The 14,098-nt window shown below is 68.6% G+C and carries 19 protein-coding genes; 17 read left to right on the top strand and 2 right to left on the bottom strand.

Annotated elements, in window-relative coordinates:
• Positions 1-36 precede the first annotated feature (36 nt).
• The 16 genes from ACSMXV_RS14230 (at position 37) to ACSMXV_RS14155 (ending at position 9,894) form a co-directional block, all read left to right on the top strand.
• Positions 37-309 carry a hypothetical protein gene (locus ACSMXV_RS14230; protein ID WP_473177992.1) on the top strand — a complete coding sequence of 91 codons (273 nt, stop codon included), beginning with the start codon at positions 37-39 and terminating at the stop codon, positions 307-309.
• A 96-nt stretch (positions 310-405) separates the two neighbouring features.
• Positions 406-702: a hypothetical protein gene (locus ACSMXV_RS14225; protein ID WP_473177991.1), complete on the top strand. Its 297-nt coding sequence runs from the start codon at positions 406-408 to the stop codon at positions 700-702.
• 60 nt (positions 703-762) lie between these two features.
• Positions 763-1,461, top strand: a complete 699-nt coding sequence (locus ACSMXV_RS14220; RefSeq protein ID WP_473177990.1) for a hypothetical protein — start codon at positions 763-765, stop codon at positions 1,459-1,461.
• 95 nt (positions 1,462-1,556) lie between these two features.
• Positions 1,557-2,270, top strand: a complete 714-nt coding sequence (locus ACSMXV_RS14215; protein WP_473177989.1) for a PP2C family protein-serine/threonine phosphatase — start codon at positions 1,557-1,559, stop codon at positions 2,268-2,270.
• A 31-nt stretch (positions 2,271-2,301) separates the two neighbouring features.
• Entirely contained in the window at positions 2,302-3,063 is a 762-nt protein-coding gene (locus ACSMXV_RS14210) for a hypothetical protein (protein ID WP_473177988.1), read from the top strand.
• Between the two features lie 19 nt (positions 3,064-3,082).
• On the top strand, positions 3,083-3,829 hold the full coding sequence (locus tag ACSMXV_RS14205) for a hypothetical protein (protein ID WP_473177987.1): 747 nt from the start codon (positions 3,083-3,085) through the stop codon (positions 3,827-3,829).
• On the top strand, positions 3,826-4,371 hold the full coding sequence (locus ACSMXV_RS14200; protein ID WP_473177986.1) for a hypothetical protein: 546 nt from the start codon (positions 3,826-3,828) through the stop codon (positions 4,369-4,371). Before ACSMXV_RS14205 ends, ACSMXV_RS14200 begins: the two co-directional genes overlap by 4 nt.
• 38 nt (positions 4,372-4,409) lie before the next feature.
• A complete protein-coding gene (locus tag ACSMXV_RS14195) occupies positions 4,410-4,793 on the top strand; it encodes a hypothetical protein (RefSeq protein WP_473177985.1) in 384 nt (127 codons plus the stop codon).
• A 2-nt stretch (positions 4,794-4,795) separates the two neighbouring features.
• A complete protein-coding gene (locus ACSMXV_RS14190) occupies positions 4,796-5,191 on the top strand; it encodes a hypothetical protein (protein WP_473177984.1) in 396 nt (131 codons plus the stop codon).
• 111 nt (positions 5,192-5,302) lie between these two features.
• Positions 5,303-5,962 carry a hypothetical protein gene (locus ACSMXV_RS14185; protein ID WP_473177983.1) on the top strand — a complete coding sequence of 220 codons (660 nt, stop codon included), beginning with the start codon at positions 5,303-5,305 and terminating at the stop codon, positions 5,960-5,962.
• Between the two features lie 5 nt (positions 5,963-5,967).
• Positions 5,968-6,957, top strand: a complete 990-nt coding sequence (locus ACSMXV_RS14180; protein ID WP_473177982.1) for an N-6 DNA methylase — start codon at positions 5,968-5,970, stop codon at positions 6,955-6,957.
• Complete coding sequence (locus ACSMXV_RS14175; protein WP_473177981.1) at positions 6,954-7,418, top strand: hypothetical protein; 465 nt, start codon at positions 6,954-6,956, stop codon at positions 7,416-7,418. Before ACSMXV_RS14180 ends, ACSMXV_RS14175 begins: the two co-directional genes overlap by 4 nt.
• Entirely contained in the window at positions 7,415-8,140 is a 726-nt protein-coding gene (locus ACSMXV_RS14170; protein ID WP_473177980.1) for a hypothetical protein, read from the top strand. The genes ACSMXV_RS14175 and ACSMXV_RS14170 overlap by 4 nt, the downstream gene beginning before the upstream one ends.
• A gap of 107 nt (positions 8,141-8,247) precedes the next feature.
• The gene (locus tag ACSMXV_RS14165; protein WP_473177979.1) at positions 8,248-8,436 is read left to right on the top strand and encodes a hypothetical protein; all 189 of its coding nucleotides are present in this window, start codon (positions 8,248-8,250) and stop codon (positions 8,434-8,436) included.
• A gap of 20 nt (positions 8,437-8,456) precedes the next feature.
• Positions 8,457-9,185 (top strand): YgjP-like metallopeptidase domain-containing protein, encoded by a 729-nt coding sequence (locus ACSMXV_RS14160; RefSeq protein ID WP_473177978.1) that lies wholly within the window; start codon positions 8,457-8,459, stop codon positions 9,183-9,185.
• A 190-nt stretch (positions 9,186-9,375) separates the two neighbouring features.
• Complete coding sequence (locus ACSMXV_RS14155) at positions 9,376-9,894, top strand: pyridoxamine 5'-phosphate oxidase family protein (protein ID WP_473177977.1); 519 nt, start codon at positions 9,376-9,378, stop codon at positions 9,892-9,894.
• A gap of 261 nt (positions 9,895-10,155) precedes the next feature.
• Here ACSMXV_RS14155 and ACSMXV_RS14150 read toward each other — a convergent pair whose 3' ends face one another.
• Positions 10,156-11,163 (bottom strand): S66 peptidase family protein, encoded by a 1,008-nt coding sequence (locus tag ACSMXV_RS14150; protein ID WP_473178931.1) that lies wholly within the window; start codon positions 11,161-11,163, stop codon positions 10,156-10,158.
• 776 nt (positions 11,164-11,939) lie between these two features.
• The gene (locus tag ACSMXV_RS14145) at positions 11,940-12,626 is read right to left on the bottom strand and encodes a hypothetical protein (protein ID WP_473177976.1); all 687 of its coding nucleotides are present in this window, start codon (positions 12,624-12,626) and stop codon (positions 11,940-11,942) included.
• 427 nt (positions 12,627-13,053) lie between these two features.
• Between ACSMXV_RS14145 and ACSMXV_RS14140 the strand changes: the two genes are divergently transcribed.
• Positions 13,054-13,899, top strand: coding sequence for an alpha/beta fold hydrolase (locus ACSMXV_RS14140; RefSeq protein ID WP_473177975.1), 846 nt, complete (start codon positions 13,054-13,056; stop codon positions 13,897-13,899).
• Positions 13,900-14,098 lie beyond the last annotated feature (199 nt).

The following is a 14,098-nucleotide window of genomic DNA, read 5'->3' as shown; positions in this document are numbered from 1 at the left end:
CAATCAACACCCTATCCACCACCGGAGGTTAAATCCGTGTTCCAGCCCGTCTCCCCGCACATGCGAAAAGCCCTCGAAGACAGCCTCGCCAGCCGGGGTGTCACGCCTGAGCAGTTTCAGCAGGCCCAGCAGCTGGTCAAGGAGGCGGGCGAGAAGATGGCCGCCGCCTACAGCGAGGCCGTCGGCCGTGCAGTCGAACCGGCCGAGTTCGCCCGCACCGTTCTCGGCGTTGAGAGCGCGGGCCGACTCCTGATCGCCGCCCTGCGCGAGATCACGGGCAAGACCGACCTCTATCGGGAGCTGGACTGACCCGAGGGCGCCTTTTCGCATCCTCGGCATCCGTGGAGACAGTCAATAGTCGGCCGTGCCCCTTGTGGGCCGGTCGCGCAGAGTGCAAGGAAGTCGATGAACACCTCCGAGATCGCCGCAATAGTCCTCGCGGCCCGCGTCCGCAGCGCCCCCACCGTGCGCCAGGCGGCGGGCACCACCGTCACCGTCCTGTCCCTGCACGGCCAACACCGCGGCCACATCTGGGATTTCACCCTCGACCAGAGCCACCGCCGGTGGCGCCTGGAGTCGGTGACCGACGACCACGGCGTACACCTGCAGATGCGCACCCTCGGCAAGCGCCTCTCGGCCCGCCTCAACGCCCTCCACGCCCAGGCGAGCGCGCACTTCACCGACCGCCCGACCTCCCCCTGAGCACCACCGACCCTGCCCATCCATCGGCTAGGGGTCGTCACCGACGAAGGAGAGAGAGCCGTGGACCAGTCCACACGTGAACAGCTGCTGTACGCCGAAGCCGCCAGGCATGGCATCAGCCCCGCCCAGATCCACCAGGCCGTGAGCCTGATCGCCGACGTCATCCACCGCGACCTCGCCATCCACGAGAAGGCCACCGGTCGGCCGATGACCCCGGACGAATGGATGGCCCAGCACTCCGTGACCGAGTTCCGGCTGCTGTGCCAGCGCGCCGCCCACGCTGCCGGACTCGGCGACAACGGGGAGCTGATCCAGCGGATCGTCTCGGCCGTCGCCCCGCGCGAGGACGGACCCGGCCCGGACGAGCGCCCCTGGCAGTACCAGGCCCGTCCGCTCACTCACCCGGCTGAGGTCACGTTCCCCGCGTACGCCGTCACCTACCGAGCCCCCGCCGCGTTCCCGCACGCCCGCCCCACGTCGGTGATCCGCTCCGGCGGCCGCGTGCGCATGGCAGTCGTCCGCGCCGTCACCGCGAGCCGTGGCGCTGCGAGCCTGGAGGAGGTCACCGGAGTCGTGGCCTTCACCCACGCCGGCCTGCACGGCGTATTCCTCGCCACTCCGGTCCCCGACCCCGGACACCAAGGCTGCGGACAGTGCGGCCAGTGGGCCGCCGAGCACCAGATCCCCGGCAGTGACGCCTGCGCCCAGTTCCAGGCCACCACCACCTTCCGCGCCGCGCAGACGCTCCTGCCGGTCTAGCCGCGCAAGACCATCCGGGGCCGCGCTGGTGCGAGCAGCCCGGCCCCGGACGACCCCAACATCCGCCTTCCGCAAAGCGAAAGAGGAGCACACCCATGCCCAGCCCCTTGTGGCTGACCGGATCGGCGCAGAGCAGAGGCCGCAGAGAGATCCAGGCCGACGCCTACGCGATCACCCGAGACGACGACAAGGGCCGTATCGCGGTCGCTGTCACCGACGGCATCGGCGACAGCGACGAGTCCGCCACCGTCGCCCAACTCGCCGCCCGCGCCGCCTCGAAGGCCACGCTGGCCCGCGATCCCGAGCACGGCTGCCAGGCGGCGCGGGAGCGCCGCGCCGACCGCTACGGCCCGCACCACCCCTTCGCCAACACGCAGGCTGACGCCTCCATCGTCACCGCGCTGATCTGCGCCGACCACAGCCGCCTGCGCGTTGCCTGGGCCGGGCTGTGCCGCGCCTACGTCCTGACCGACTCCGGTGACCTGCTGCGCGCCACCTATGACCACTCCCTTGGCGAGCACATCCGCTCCACCACCCACAGCAACGAGCCCTCGCCGCTGTACGACCGCAAGGTCTCCCGCACCGTCGCCCGCAACGAGTTCACCACCGCCCACCTGCCGCTGCGCGGCATCCGGCGCCTGCTGCTGTGCAGCGACGGCATCCACCTGCACCTGGCCGAGGCCGCCATCGCCACCGTGCTGCGCGACACCAGCACGGATGCGACCGAGGCCGCCAACATCCTGGCCCGCGCCGCCGGCCTGACCGGCACCGACAACGCCACCGCCGTCATCCTCCAGCCCGCCCGCTGACCAGCCGATCGCCGACAAGGAGCACCCGATCATGACCGAACCCACCCGGCGTGCCACCGAAACGCCCCTGGGGCAGCTCAGCACCGATTACGTACGCGCTGGCCGGGCCCTGCACCTTGCCTTCGCCGACGACATCGCCGCCCGCGTCCGAGCCCTCTACCCCGACGCCGGACACCTCGAAGTCACCGTCGACCCCGAGACCGACGACATCCGCTTCCACGCTGTCTGGTCCACCCAGCCGGAGGGCGTGGGCAGCTGCCGTCTCCTGCTCGACCTCGAGAAGGCGACCGCCGACGACTGGCAGGAGCATCCCCTCGACCTGCACCAGCTCGTCTACGACCTGGAAGCCACCCTGGGCTCCGACTACCCCCAGGAGCTGGGCCTGGTCGAACCGCACCCCAACTACGAACACCGCGACCGCAGTTGGATCACCCTGCCGCCCGCCGACCGCGTGCAGCACGTCGCCGGCCTCGTCCGCGCGCACATCCCCGACGCGGCGGGGCTCGTTTGCGCGTTCTTCGACCACGGCCCTGCCTACGGCGTGTCCCTGGAGTCCGTCGTCCTCGGCGACGGCACCCACCGCGACCTGCCGTGCGCCGCCTGCAGCCCGCTGACCCACCCGCGCCCCTGGCCGCACGAGGTCAGCCACGCCCTCGCCCGGACCCTCTCCCAGCTCTACGCGCTGCCTCACCTGCGCGATCAACACCTGCACCTCTGCGGCCCGACCGACGACGGCATCGTCCGCCACCTGGTGCACTTCCCCGCCTCCGACACCACCCTCGCCACCTCCTGACCGAAGGAGTCCGTAAGCCATGACGCATTCCCTGTCGAGCGCGGTCGCCGAAGCCCTGCACCACCGCACCACGGCCGTCACCGCCTACAACCAGGCCCAGGCACGCTACGAGATCGCCGTCCTCGACCACCTCGCCGCCCGCATCCGCTCGGCCTTCCCTGAGGCCACGCACGTCACGTTCGCCCACTACGCGCGCTGCCGGGATGCCGACCTGCGCACCCTGTGGACCACTGCCGACAACGGCACTGAGCAGCCCATCCCCGACGAGAAGGCCACCACTGCCCTGGACCTGGCCGAGCTCACCGACGACCTGACCGAGGCCCTCGCCGGGCTCAAGTCGGCAGCCTGGAGCGCGGTACGACGCGGGGCGCCCCGGGACGGTCTGTGGGTCCTCGACCTCCCGCCGGCCGACCGGGCCCGCCGCATCGCCGAGCTCGTACGCGCCCACCATCCGGACGCGATCCTGCTCACCCTCGACTTCGGCGACGGGAGCGCATGGGTACGGGACGTCACCTGCCACCACGAGGACCAACCAGACCGAGACGCCGGCGAGTCCATCGAACCCCTGCCGGACAAGCCCCTGTGGCCCTCGGAGACCGAGCGGCAGATCACCGCCCTCGCCGTACAGATCCGCGCCCTGCCCCACCTGCGCGAACGGCACCTGATCCCCATCGACACCCCCCACGGCCGCAAAGCGATCCTCGCCCTCCCCGCCCCCAGCACCGTCACCGCCGACACCGCCGACACCGCCAAGGAGCTGACATGACCCTGACCATTGAGACGATTCCGGTGCCCGCGGTCCCGGCCCAGCACGCCCAGGCCCTCGCCGCCACCGCGCTCAAGACGTGGCCCATGACCGTGGGCCTGACCGTCGAGCACCTCGCCCACCACGACCAGGGCCCGCACGGCGCGGTCACCTTCGCCGCTATCCGCACCATCGCCCCCACGCCGGAGCAGATCCTGCTGCGCTGCGACGGCTACGGGCACGTCACCCGCGGCTGCGAACACCTCACCCCCGACGGCCGCCCCTGCTGGCACCCGGCAGCCTCCCACCTCTCCCTGCGCGATCCCGGCGTGTGCGCACAGCACCTGCCCCCGCTCACCACCGGCGACTGGGTCCGCCACCCCGACCAGCCCGCCTACGGCCGCATCACCGCGACCGAGCCCGAACTCGGCACCGTCACCGCCGACTTCGGCCACGGCGATGTCCACATCCCCGCTGTCCGCGTCCGCCGCGTACCGCCCCACATCGCCGCCGAACTCGACCACGGCCCCCTCAACGTCCCCGCCGCCGTCCTCGACGAGTAACCCCACCCGCCCCCTGTTGCGCAAAGGAAAGAGACCTGATGAAAGCCATGCACCGCGCAGTGGTCACCGTCGGATTCGAGCGGCCGGTCCACGTCCGTGAACTGCTCCCCGGAGACGTGTTCACCTTCCCCGACGCCCCGCACACCCCGCTCACTGTGAGCTGGAAGGAAGACCTCCAAGTCGCCCCTGCGCTCACGCTCGTGAGCATCGCACTGCCCGGCAACGCGCCCCGCCTGCACCTCCCGCCAAGCACCCCCGTCCGCCCGCACCGGATGGTCCGCACCGTCACCCTCGACTGCCTGCTGTGCAAGTGGAATGAGGACATCGAGGTCGACCTGCCCCGCGACGGCGAACCCATCTCCCTCGTCTGCGCCCGTCACTTCCCCCAGACCGAGACCGACGAGACCCGGACGGAGAAGTAGCGATGACGCTCACCTACACCAGCGCCGTCGACCTGCTCCGCCAAGCCGACGAACACAAGGCCCGCGCCCTGTACGCGGACGTCATCGAAGCCCTCGAAGAACACTGCACCGACGTCGACGTGGACTTCAGCGGCAACGAGCTGAACATCACCATCCAGCTCAGCGCGGACGGCGAGCAGTACGTCGCCATCGCCGGCCGCTACTCGCTGCCCTGGCACGACGACCGCAGCGAACTCGGCGGCTGGAAAGCCCTCCACATCGACAACATCTACGGCAAGACGAAGCTCCTCTACGACACGACGACGCCCGACGGCGACCCCTGCGGAGACCTCACCGTGGAGCCCCTCGTCGAGGAAGTCGCCTCGTACGTCAACGGTTGGCACGCCGAGCACAGCTAACCGGCGCCCACACCACCCCACCCCGCCCACATCCCCGGGGCCCGCGCCTGTGCGAGCGGCCCGGCCCCGGGGCTCTTACCCATGCCACAAAGGCAAAAGAGAGACACGATCATGCTCAGTTTCACCATCGGCACCGGCCCAGATCTCGACGTCGCCGAGTTCGCCGACTTCACCACCGGATGCGCCCTCTACCGCATCACCGGCATCGGCACCTTCACCCTCGACTGGGACCCCAATCACCACCCCGACACCGAAGACCCCCACGCCCAAGAGCACCTGCGCGTCACCTACGGCACCGGCACCGACTTCCGCTGGCACCCGCCCCTGCCCGACGCACCCGTCCTCTTCGGCATCACCCTCGCCGGACAGGAGACCTTCACCCAAGCCGCCCTCAACGACGACAACCTTCACCTCCGCCCCCACCGACTGATCGCCACCGCCCCCGCCTACGCACCCGTCGGCACCCGACGCCGCGCCAACGAAATCGTCCAGGCCATGGCACGGCACTGGCTCGCCCAGCCCTGGACACCCGACCTGCGCCTCGCGCACGAGCACCACTGGGCGCCGCGCACCCTGAGCACGTTCAGCTTCCGCCTGGCCGACTGCGAGCAGCGCTTCAAAGACCTCGAACGCGACCAAGCCTTCTACCGCGACGTCGTCGATCGCGCCTCCACGGTCCTCAAGACCGGCCCCATCCCCGCCCCGGCCAGCGCCCCACCTCCGCCCATCACCGGCACGGGCACCGCGGGCATGGCGACGGGCGGGCGGTGACCGCCATGGTCCAGTTCGACCTCTTCGGCGAAGTCGAGCAGAAACTCACCGAACGTGCCGAGCGAAAAGCAGCTGCGGCCGCCAAGCCCCTACGGTTGCCCACCGCTCCCAAGCGCCGACAGCACGTCTTCCCGGCCGACCCGCACCAGCACGCCAACAAGATCGCCGAGAACGTCATCCACGCCTGGTTTAGCAACTACGGCGGAGGCCGCATGGACATCCCCCTCGGCACGGTCGCCGCCCTGACCTTCTTCCGCGAACCCCTCATCGCCGACCCGCTGCTCGCCCTGACGCCCGAGCAGTTCATCCCGGCCCTGAAGGAGATCTGGGGCGTCCAGTGGTGGTTCCGCCCCGACCTCATCGAAGTCGCTCTGCCCCTGCACAGCTGGCTGGACGAGAACCCCGACGAACACCAGCTCAAGGCCGTACAAGCCGTCGTGCACGCGGCGGTGAACACCGGCCTGTTCGACCTCACCGCCCAGGACGACGCCTACCTCCGCTCCTCCGCCGACGTCCTCAGCCCGCTCCTCACCGGCCTGCGCCACAAGAGCGACAAGAAGTGGCGCGGCGAGTACCACACCCCGCCCTGCATCACCGACCTGATGGCGCACATCCTCGTCGACGACGACACCTGCGGACCGGGCATGTCCGTACGCGAACCCGCCATCGGCAGCGGCGGCATGTTCCGCTCCGTCGCCCAACGAATGCGCGAACTCAACCTCAACCCGCACGACTTCCGCTGGTTCGGCAACGACCTCGACCCCCTGTCCACCGCCTGCGCCGCGGTCAACGCGATCGTGTGGGACCTCGGCCCAAGCGTCGCCATCTGGTGCGCCAACACCTTCACCGAGGACGGCGACGTCGCCAAAGCCCTCGCCGGACGCGCCGCGATCATCAAACACCGCAACGCCGTCGTGGAACAGGCCCGCTTCGAACACAAGGCCCGACGGATGCTCGACGCCGTCGACCGCCTCCTCGAGGGAGCGGCCGCATGAATACAGACAACGCCACGACTCACGAACCCGAAGCCCTGCGCATCGACGTGAACGGCGCCACCCGACAGATCCCCCTCGGCCTCGATCCGCGCCAACAGGCACGAGCCGTAGCACGCGCCGTGCTCGACGCCCCCACGGTGATCTGCCGGATCGACCGCCCCGACGGCGTGATCGCGATCATCGGCGGCCGACACCGCAACCAGCACCCGCCGAACCTCTACGCCGGCCTCCTCGCCGAATCCCTCGGTGCACCGCCCGCAGACCTCCAAGGGCCTCTGCTCTTCGCCACCGTGACGCCCACCGACCGCCTGGCCTCCCTGCCCGCCGACGTACGCGAAGCCGCCCGCGAGATCTGCCCCACCAGCCCCGGACGACTCCCGGCGATCACCGGCCTCCTCGACACGACCCCGACCGTCACGGACACAGCACGTCCCACGAACAACAAGGACGACGAACAGTGAGCGGCAAGAGCCCCGAGAAGAAGAAACAGACCATCGACCTCCCCGGCTTCAAGCAGTTCGCCCAGAAGACCGCCGAGCACCTCGGCGACGACTGGACCGTGGACACCGACACCAGCTCCGGCCCCGTCGCCTTCCTCACCCACCCCACCGGCCACCACATCGGACTACGCCGCCTTTGGCGCGGCCAAGCCGTCCAGACCTGGGCCACCGACGTCCCACCCCGCGAATACGCCAACGAGAACGACGCCAAAGTCATGGCCGCCAACGCCCAACACCTCACCGAAGGCCACCGCTACAACGTCGGCGTCACCTTCACCCACAACCCACCCGCCGCCACCACCGCGAAGAACATCCGCACCCGCCTCCTCCCCGCATACGACGGCAACCGGCCCGTGCTCCGCGCCTTCCCCAGGAAGCGCCCCCGCCCCGCGGCCAAGGACCAACCCGCCCCGACCGCCGCACCCGCCGCCCCCAAGCCCGCCAAGAAGCCGAGTACCCGCAACCAGACCCGGACCACGCCACCGGCCAAGAACACCCCGGCCCTGCCAACGCCGCGCACCCGGCGCACCAAGAAGGCGCAGCCGACGACGAAGAAGACCGCGACACCCACGCAGTCCCGCAGTGCCAAGACGGGGGCCACTCCAGGGACGCCCATGACGTCGCACCCCAGGCAGCCGCGCACCACCAAGCCCGAGACCACCACGCCCACCGACACCGGCTGACCCCCTCAGCTCCACGGTGCGGGGCCGCTTCACCGGCGGCCCCGCACCCCTCCATCCAGAACAGACAAACAACTGCCATGACACACAGACGAACTAAGGAGACCGACATGCCCATCGAGAAACACACCTGCGTCGTCAAGAACGCTCCAGTCCCGAAAGACGAGCTGTGCCTGTTCGGCGAAGTCGTCGGCCACGGCACCGACCCGCTCACCGGCGACCGCCTCGTGATGGTCCAGTGGCCCTACGCCCCCAAGCCCCTCCCGTACCGCGAAGACGAACTCGTCATCGTCGACTGAAGCCCAGGAGGAGCACCCCAATGACCCCCACCAACCCGGAACGCACCTTCCCCGTCGGCAAGCTCACCGTCACCCTCCGCACCTCCACCCGCAGCACCAAGGATCTCTCCGTCACCCCCGACGGCCGCATCCTCGTACGAGCCCCACACGGCACCAGCAACACCGAAGCCGCCGCCCTCGTACGCCGACGCCGCGAGTGGATCTACCTGCAACTGCACCGGCTTCAGCAGCACAGGCCAAAGCCCGTCACGAAACTCCTCACCGAGGGCGAGGAGCTCACCATCTTCGGCACGCGTACGCGCCTCCACCTGGTCGACATCTCCGACGACGACCCGCCCCTGACCCGCCACGACGATCCCGACACCGGCGTCGCCCTCCACATCGACAGACGTCTCATCAGCCGCCCCGCCCACGCCCGGAACGTCCTGATCCACTGGTACGCCCAGCAGGCGCAAAATTGGCTTGATCAGAACGGAGCAGAATTCATCACAATCACGGACGAATCGAAGATGCGCCTTCGTGCCTCCGTACGGCTGTCGACCGCACTCATCGCCCACCGGCCCGGCCGCGAGCTCGTCCTGTCCTGGACAGCCGCTCAGCTCGATGACTCCGACCTCCGAGCCCTCGTCGCAGACGCCCTCGGCATGGCAACGACCCCGGCCGCCCTCCGCGCTCTCCGCGAAGCGCACCGCCAACTCTGGCGTGGTGACCTGGCTGGGGCGTGCGCAGGGCTGACGTGGCTTCGATGACTTCAAGTGGGCTCTGGCTCAACTACCGGAAGTTGAGCCAGAACCTTCAAGTGACAGCGTTTGTCGATGACTCAGAGCAGCAGTTAGCGATCACCGGCTGCGACGATGTGCACGAGTTTTGACGCACTGCCGACGGATGCGGCCTGACCAGTGCTGGCCATTCGAGTGGTGAGGCATGGGATACTTGATCATGCCTGTGACCAACCCGTGGCTGGCCGGCCCGGCACCGAAGAAGCGGCTCGATCGAGAGCGGCTGGAAGAGCGCATACTCAACCTGCTGTCCTCGCAGAACATGTGCGTGCTGGCGACGGCAGGACCGGAGGGGCCACTGGCGACCCCGGTGCGTTACTTCCATCTCGACTTCGCGGTGATGTTCACCGCCGCGCCAGGTTCGCCGAAGATGAGGAACCTGGCTGCGGACCCCCGGGTGTCAGTGGGGATCTTCGCTCCGCTGGTGGGGCAGGCCAGCAGCCGAGGAGCTCAGGTCTTCGGGCGGGCTCGCACGCTGTCCGATGACGAACCTGACTTCGAGCACTACTGGTCGGCCTTCCGCTGGCAGTCCGACCACGTCGAGAGTTCGCGTTCTCTCGACGAACCGCCCTCGGGGCCTGTTGTCGTGATCGAGGCCGAACGGATCGTTTATACCGAGCACTGGCTGCGGCGCGAGGGTTTCGCGCCGCGTCAGTTCTGGACCCGGTCGGGCCAGTAATTCGGCAGCATCCAGCCGCCCGGCTGGGCGGTCATCCGGCCTTGGCTGGTTCCTCGGCTCGTGCTCGGGTGGCTAGGGCGGCGCCATTTGGCTCCACCCGGGGCGACTCCAACTGGACCCACTGAGAAGGGCGTTCGGAGGTACGTGGGGGTGGTGGCGAGGTGAAGTGGCCCCACCCCCCTGGGTCTTGCGGTGGGACAGTGGATGCGGTCCGCCGAGGGTGGGTGCTGCCGAGGCTGTCGGCTCGCTGATCCGCGTTGCTCAGCCGCCCGGTCCAGCCAACGTGAGCGGGCGTACCGCCGGTTCGAGCAGCGACAACGTTCGCTGCTGCGCGTCGAGGGCAACGCGGATGCCGACCGGCATCGGCAGATTCGGGCCGGCGTGTCCGAACTCGACGTTGCCCAGGACCGGGATGTCACGGTCGCCGAGGACGTCGAGGACGATCTCGGGCAGGGTCGGGGACGTGTCGGGCGAGTCGAGTCCGTCGATCGCGTACGGGACGCCCACAACCATGCCGGAGATTCGATCGAGGATGCCGGAGTGCCGCAGTACCTGTAGATAGCTCCACACATGCGATGCTTGGCCGCCCATCTCCTCCCAGAACAGCACCGCGCCGTCGAACCATTGGAGCGGCAGCGCGAATCGCGTCGCCTGCGCTAGCACGATGCGATTGAGCAGCCCGCCGATCAACCGGCCTTCGGCGCGACCGGCACGCCAGCACTCCCACGACGGGGTGGCCGGCAGCGCACCGATCGGCTCCCTAGAGGTCAGCAGCGTCGAATAGAGCTTTTCAAGTTCCGCTCTGCGTGCTGCGGGCGCGGTCTGCCAGTGCCCGCCGAGTCCAGGGGTGGCCACGTCGGCATGGAATCCGACCAGACCCGTGCGCGCATAGAGCACCAGATGCAGCAGCGAGATATCGCTGTAGCCGAGGATCGGCTTGGGGTCGGCAGTGATCGCCTCGACGTCGATCAGGTCGAGGTAACCGAGCGCCGTCTGGCCGCCGTCATGCGCGATGATCGCGCGCACCTCAGGATCACGCAGAAGAGCATTGAATTCCCCGGCGATCTCCGTCGGCGTAGCCGCGCTCCACCAACGGTGCCGCCCTGCTTCGAGGAGCGGTGCCCGACGCACGCGGAATCCCATCCGCTCGAGCACGACCACCGCCTGCTCGAGGTCGGGCTCGTAAACGGCATGGAGTGGCCCGGACAGCGATGCGATAACGACGAGATCTCCGGGCCTCAGGGCACGAGGTCGAAGCGGTTGAGGCAGCGTAGTAAGGGGCACCGAGGCAGTATCCCGACACCCTCAGCACCACGCGACACATTTACCGACCGACCGACGGGCCAGCATGCCTTGCCTACATGCCCGGCCCTGGGCCCAGAGCAAGCCGCCCTCCGGGGCCACTTCATGGCGCCTGATCTTCGCGAATTATCCCCAAACTGGGGCCAGTTGGAGTCGCCCGGGTGGAGCCAAATGGCGCCGCCCTAGCCATGCTCGGGTGCTGCCACTGACGCGATGATTCGCGCGCCCCGCCGTCGAGCTGCGTACAGAACGCGATGGGGGAGCGGTGCTCACCGAATGCGAACTCCCGCGGGAGCTGCACGTTCGGCGAGCCTCGCTCAGCTCGGTCGTCGAGCGAGTCTCAGCGGGGACGCTGCGGGGACAGACAGGGACTTGCGGGGACGCCGCGGGGACGTACTGCACGAGACGGCGAAGGTGGCAACGGGACGGACCGGGACTTGAAGGGACTGTATAACAGCTGGTCAGAGCGGCCTTGCATGGTCCGACTGCCCGGAAGCGCTGATCAGCGGATCAAGGCGGTTCGCTTCTTGATCATCCTTACAAGGCAGATGTCGGCGGTTCGAAACCGTCCGCGCCCACCAGCGCAAAGACCCCCAGCCGATCGAGGCTGGGGGTCTTTGACATCCGGATCTGACATCAACGGCGATGGTCAGGAGCGGTCGAGCCGCCTCCTGAGCAGCCGGTCCATGTGGCTGACGGCCTCGCGTTGGGTGTCCACCGTGGCCTCTACGAGGAACTCGTCATCAGCCGATGCCGCTCATGTCCAGCACCTTGGCCTTGTCCGGGGGCTGCACGTCCAATGGCTCATCGAAGGCACTGAACGACGTGGTGGTGTCGAATTCGTCGTCCTTGTAGACGACCTTGAGGATGTAGGGCTTGCCCTCGGTAGCGACGTAGAGGGTGAAGGAGCCGTCCTTCTCGTCGGTTACCTTCAACGGAATCGCTGGGGCGCCGTTGACCTTGGTCGGTTCGCCCTTGTCCACCTGACCGAAAGAGGCGAACTCATACGTGCACTGGGAGAGCCCGTCTCCCGGCTGCGACTTGCTGGCAGGAGTTTTGACCCAACGATCCTGCTTGTCCGCGCCGACCATGTGCCGGCCCGACTCCTCGAGGTAGGTCCGATTCGGGCGGTAGTCCGTCCCATCGATCCGGATTTGTTCGAGGCTGGCACCTGTGGCCGAGGTCGACTTGAACGCGCACTTGCCCTTGAGGTCGGTTGTCAGACGGCTGGAGCGGTCATCACCCCCGGTCACCTTGGTGACCGTGTCGATGGTCACTGACCTCAGAGCGCGCATCGTGGCATTCGCGTCGTCAAGCATCTGATCGGCGGAGAGGGGCTCCGCCGCGCTGCCGTCTGCGCAGCCAGTCACGGCGACCCCCATGACCAGGCACGCCAGGGCCGCCGTCACGGCGGTCGGTACCGTTCGCACGAGAACCCCCCTCAGGTCTGAACCGGATCATGCTACGGGACTCGGGCCGCCCCGCAGCCGTCGGTGGACGGCTGCGGTACAGCAGCGCAGTACAGCAACCACCGTGACCGCAGCAGACCTTCAACGCCCTCAAGCAGCCGCCTGGCCCCCCTGGCGGACCTCGGCAACCGCGACGCCCGTAGTTCGCATCGAGGGGCGGCCTGACAAGAGCGGCCGTGCCCCAGCCGTGCCCGATCCAACGGGAAACACCGGGGAACAGCGGCCACTCACGGGCAGCTACCCACAGAAGGGCCCCTGACCGATTTACCTGGTCAGAGGCCGTTTACCTGCGGTGGGTGTGGGATTTGAACCCACGGTGACATCGCTGCCACGACGGTTTTCAAGATCGTCGACTCATGGGCGCTCGACTTGCTTCAGACTTGCGGACGTGGATGAGACGGTGCTGACCGAAGGCGGAGTCCGGCTGTGGGCAACCCGAGGCGGCGAGGGCACTCCCGTGGTCTTCTGCCACGGCGGACCCGGCATCTGGGACTTCTTGGGCGACTTGGCCGAGCTCTTGACAGACCGGGCCACCGTGCACCGCTGGGACCAACGGGGATGCGGGCGGTCGCAACGGCGCGGGCCGTACTCGGTCGCCCAATCCGTGGCCGACATGGACGCCGTCCGCCGCCACTTCGGGCTGGACCGGATGGCGCTACTGGGCCACTCGTACGGCACTCAGCTGGTACTGCAGTACGCGCTGGACCATCCCGAGCGCGTGAGCAAGCTGGTCTACGTCTCCGGCACCGGAATCGACAACCGCGACACCTGGCGGCCGACCTACCAGCAGAACCTGCGCGCCAACCTCGGGAAACTCCTGAAGCGCTGGGAAACGCTGGACAGCCGGAAGCGCACCGAAGCGGAAGACCGGGAACTCTGCGTGCTGCAGTGGTCCGCAGACTACGCCGACCGCGAGCGGGCGCTGGAACAGGCCGAGGCCGCGGCCACACCCTGGTACGGCGTGAACTTCGAGTGCAGCGTGACCATCAACGCCGAGGTCAATCGCACCTCGGGAACACCGGAACTGCGGGCGGCATGCGAAAAGTTGGACGTACCCGTGCTCATCGTGCACGGAGCCGAGGACATTCGACCGACCTGGGCGCTTGACTCACTGGAACAGGCCCTGCCCCGGGTCTCGCGGAAGACGCTCAACGGCGCAGGGCACCTTCCCTGGGTGGAAGACCCGAACGGCTTTCGGACCGTGGTCGGCGACTTCCTCGTCGACCACAGGTAGCTGTCCGATACAGCAACCATCGCGACCGCCGGTGCCCGAGGGTGGTCCTTGGGCGCCGCCTCGCGGCCGTCGTGACCGCCTATGACCGTCCTGCCTATAGCTACGGATCAGAAGGTCACACCGCGAGGCGGCTCGGCTCTCATGCTGGGGCCGCCTCTGGGCCGTCCGAGGCCGATCAGCAACGGCCAACGATGACCAA

The sequence above is a fragment of the Streptomyces sp. DSM 42067 genome, assembly GCF_055792885.1.
This window is presented reverse-complemented; position numbering and strand designations above follow the sequence as displayed.

Bases quoted from the DNA above. Each gene is read 5' to 3' on its own strand.
- ACSMXV_RS14225 (WP_473177991.1), top strand. From the start codon at position 406: ATGAACACCTCCGAGATCGCCGCAATAGTCCTCGCGGCCCGCGTCCGC.
- ACSMXV_RS14215 (WP_473177989.1), top strand. From the start codon at position 1,557: ATGCCCAGCCCCTTGTGGCTGACCGGATCGGCGCAGAGCAGAGGCCGC.
- ACSMXV_RS14210 (WP_473177988.1), top strand. From the start codon at position 2,302: ATGACCGAACCCACCCGGCGTGCCACCGAAACGCCCCTGGGGCAGCTC.
- ACSMXV_RS14205 (WP_473177987.1), top strand. From the start codon at position 3,083: ATGACGCATTCCCTGTCGAGCGCGGTCGCCGAAGCCCTGCACCACCGC.
- ACSMXV_RS14200 (WP_473177986.1), top strand. From the start codon at position 3,826: ATGACCCTGACCATTGAGACGATTCCGGTGCCCGCGGTCCCGGCCCAG.
- ACSMXV_RS14195 (WP_473177985.1), top strand. From the start codon at position 4,410: ATGAAAGCCATGCACCGCGCAGTGGTCACCGTCGGATTCGAGCGGCCG.
- ACSMXV_RS14190 (WP_473177984.1), top strand. From the start codon at position 4,796: ATGACGCTCACCTACACCAGCGCCGTCGACCTGCTCCGCCAAGCCGAC.
- ACSMXV_RS14185 (WP_473177983.1), top strand. From the start codon at position 5,303: ATGCTCAGTTTCACCATCGGCACCGGCCCAGATCTCGACGTCGCCGAG.
- ACSMXV_RS14180 (WP_473177982.1), top strand. From the start codon at position 5,968: ATGGTCCAGTTCGACCTCTTCGGCGAAGTCGAGCAGAAACTCACCGAA.
- ACSMXV_RS14175 (WP_473177981.1), top strand. From the start codon at position 6,954: ATGAATACAGACAACGCCACGACTCACGAACCCGAAGCCCTGCGCATC.
- ACSMXV_RS14165 (WP_473177979.1), top strand. From the start codon at position 8,248: ATGCCCATCGAGAAACACACCTGCGTCGTCAAGAACGCTCCAGTCCCG.
- ACSMXV_RS14160 (WP_473177978.1), top strand. From the start codon at position 8,457: ATGACCCCCACCAACCCGGAACGCACCTTCCCCGTCGGCAAGCTCACC.
- ACSMXV_RS14155 (WP_473177977.1), top strand. From the start codon at position 9,376: ATGCCTGTGACCAACCCGTGGCTGGCCGGCCCGGCACCGAAGAAGCGG.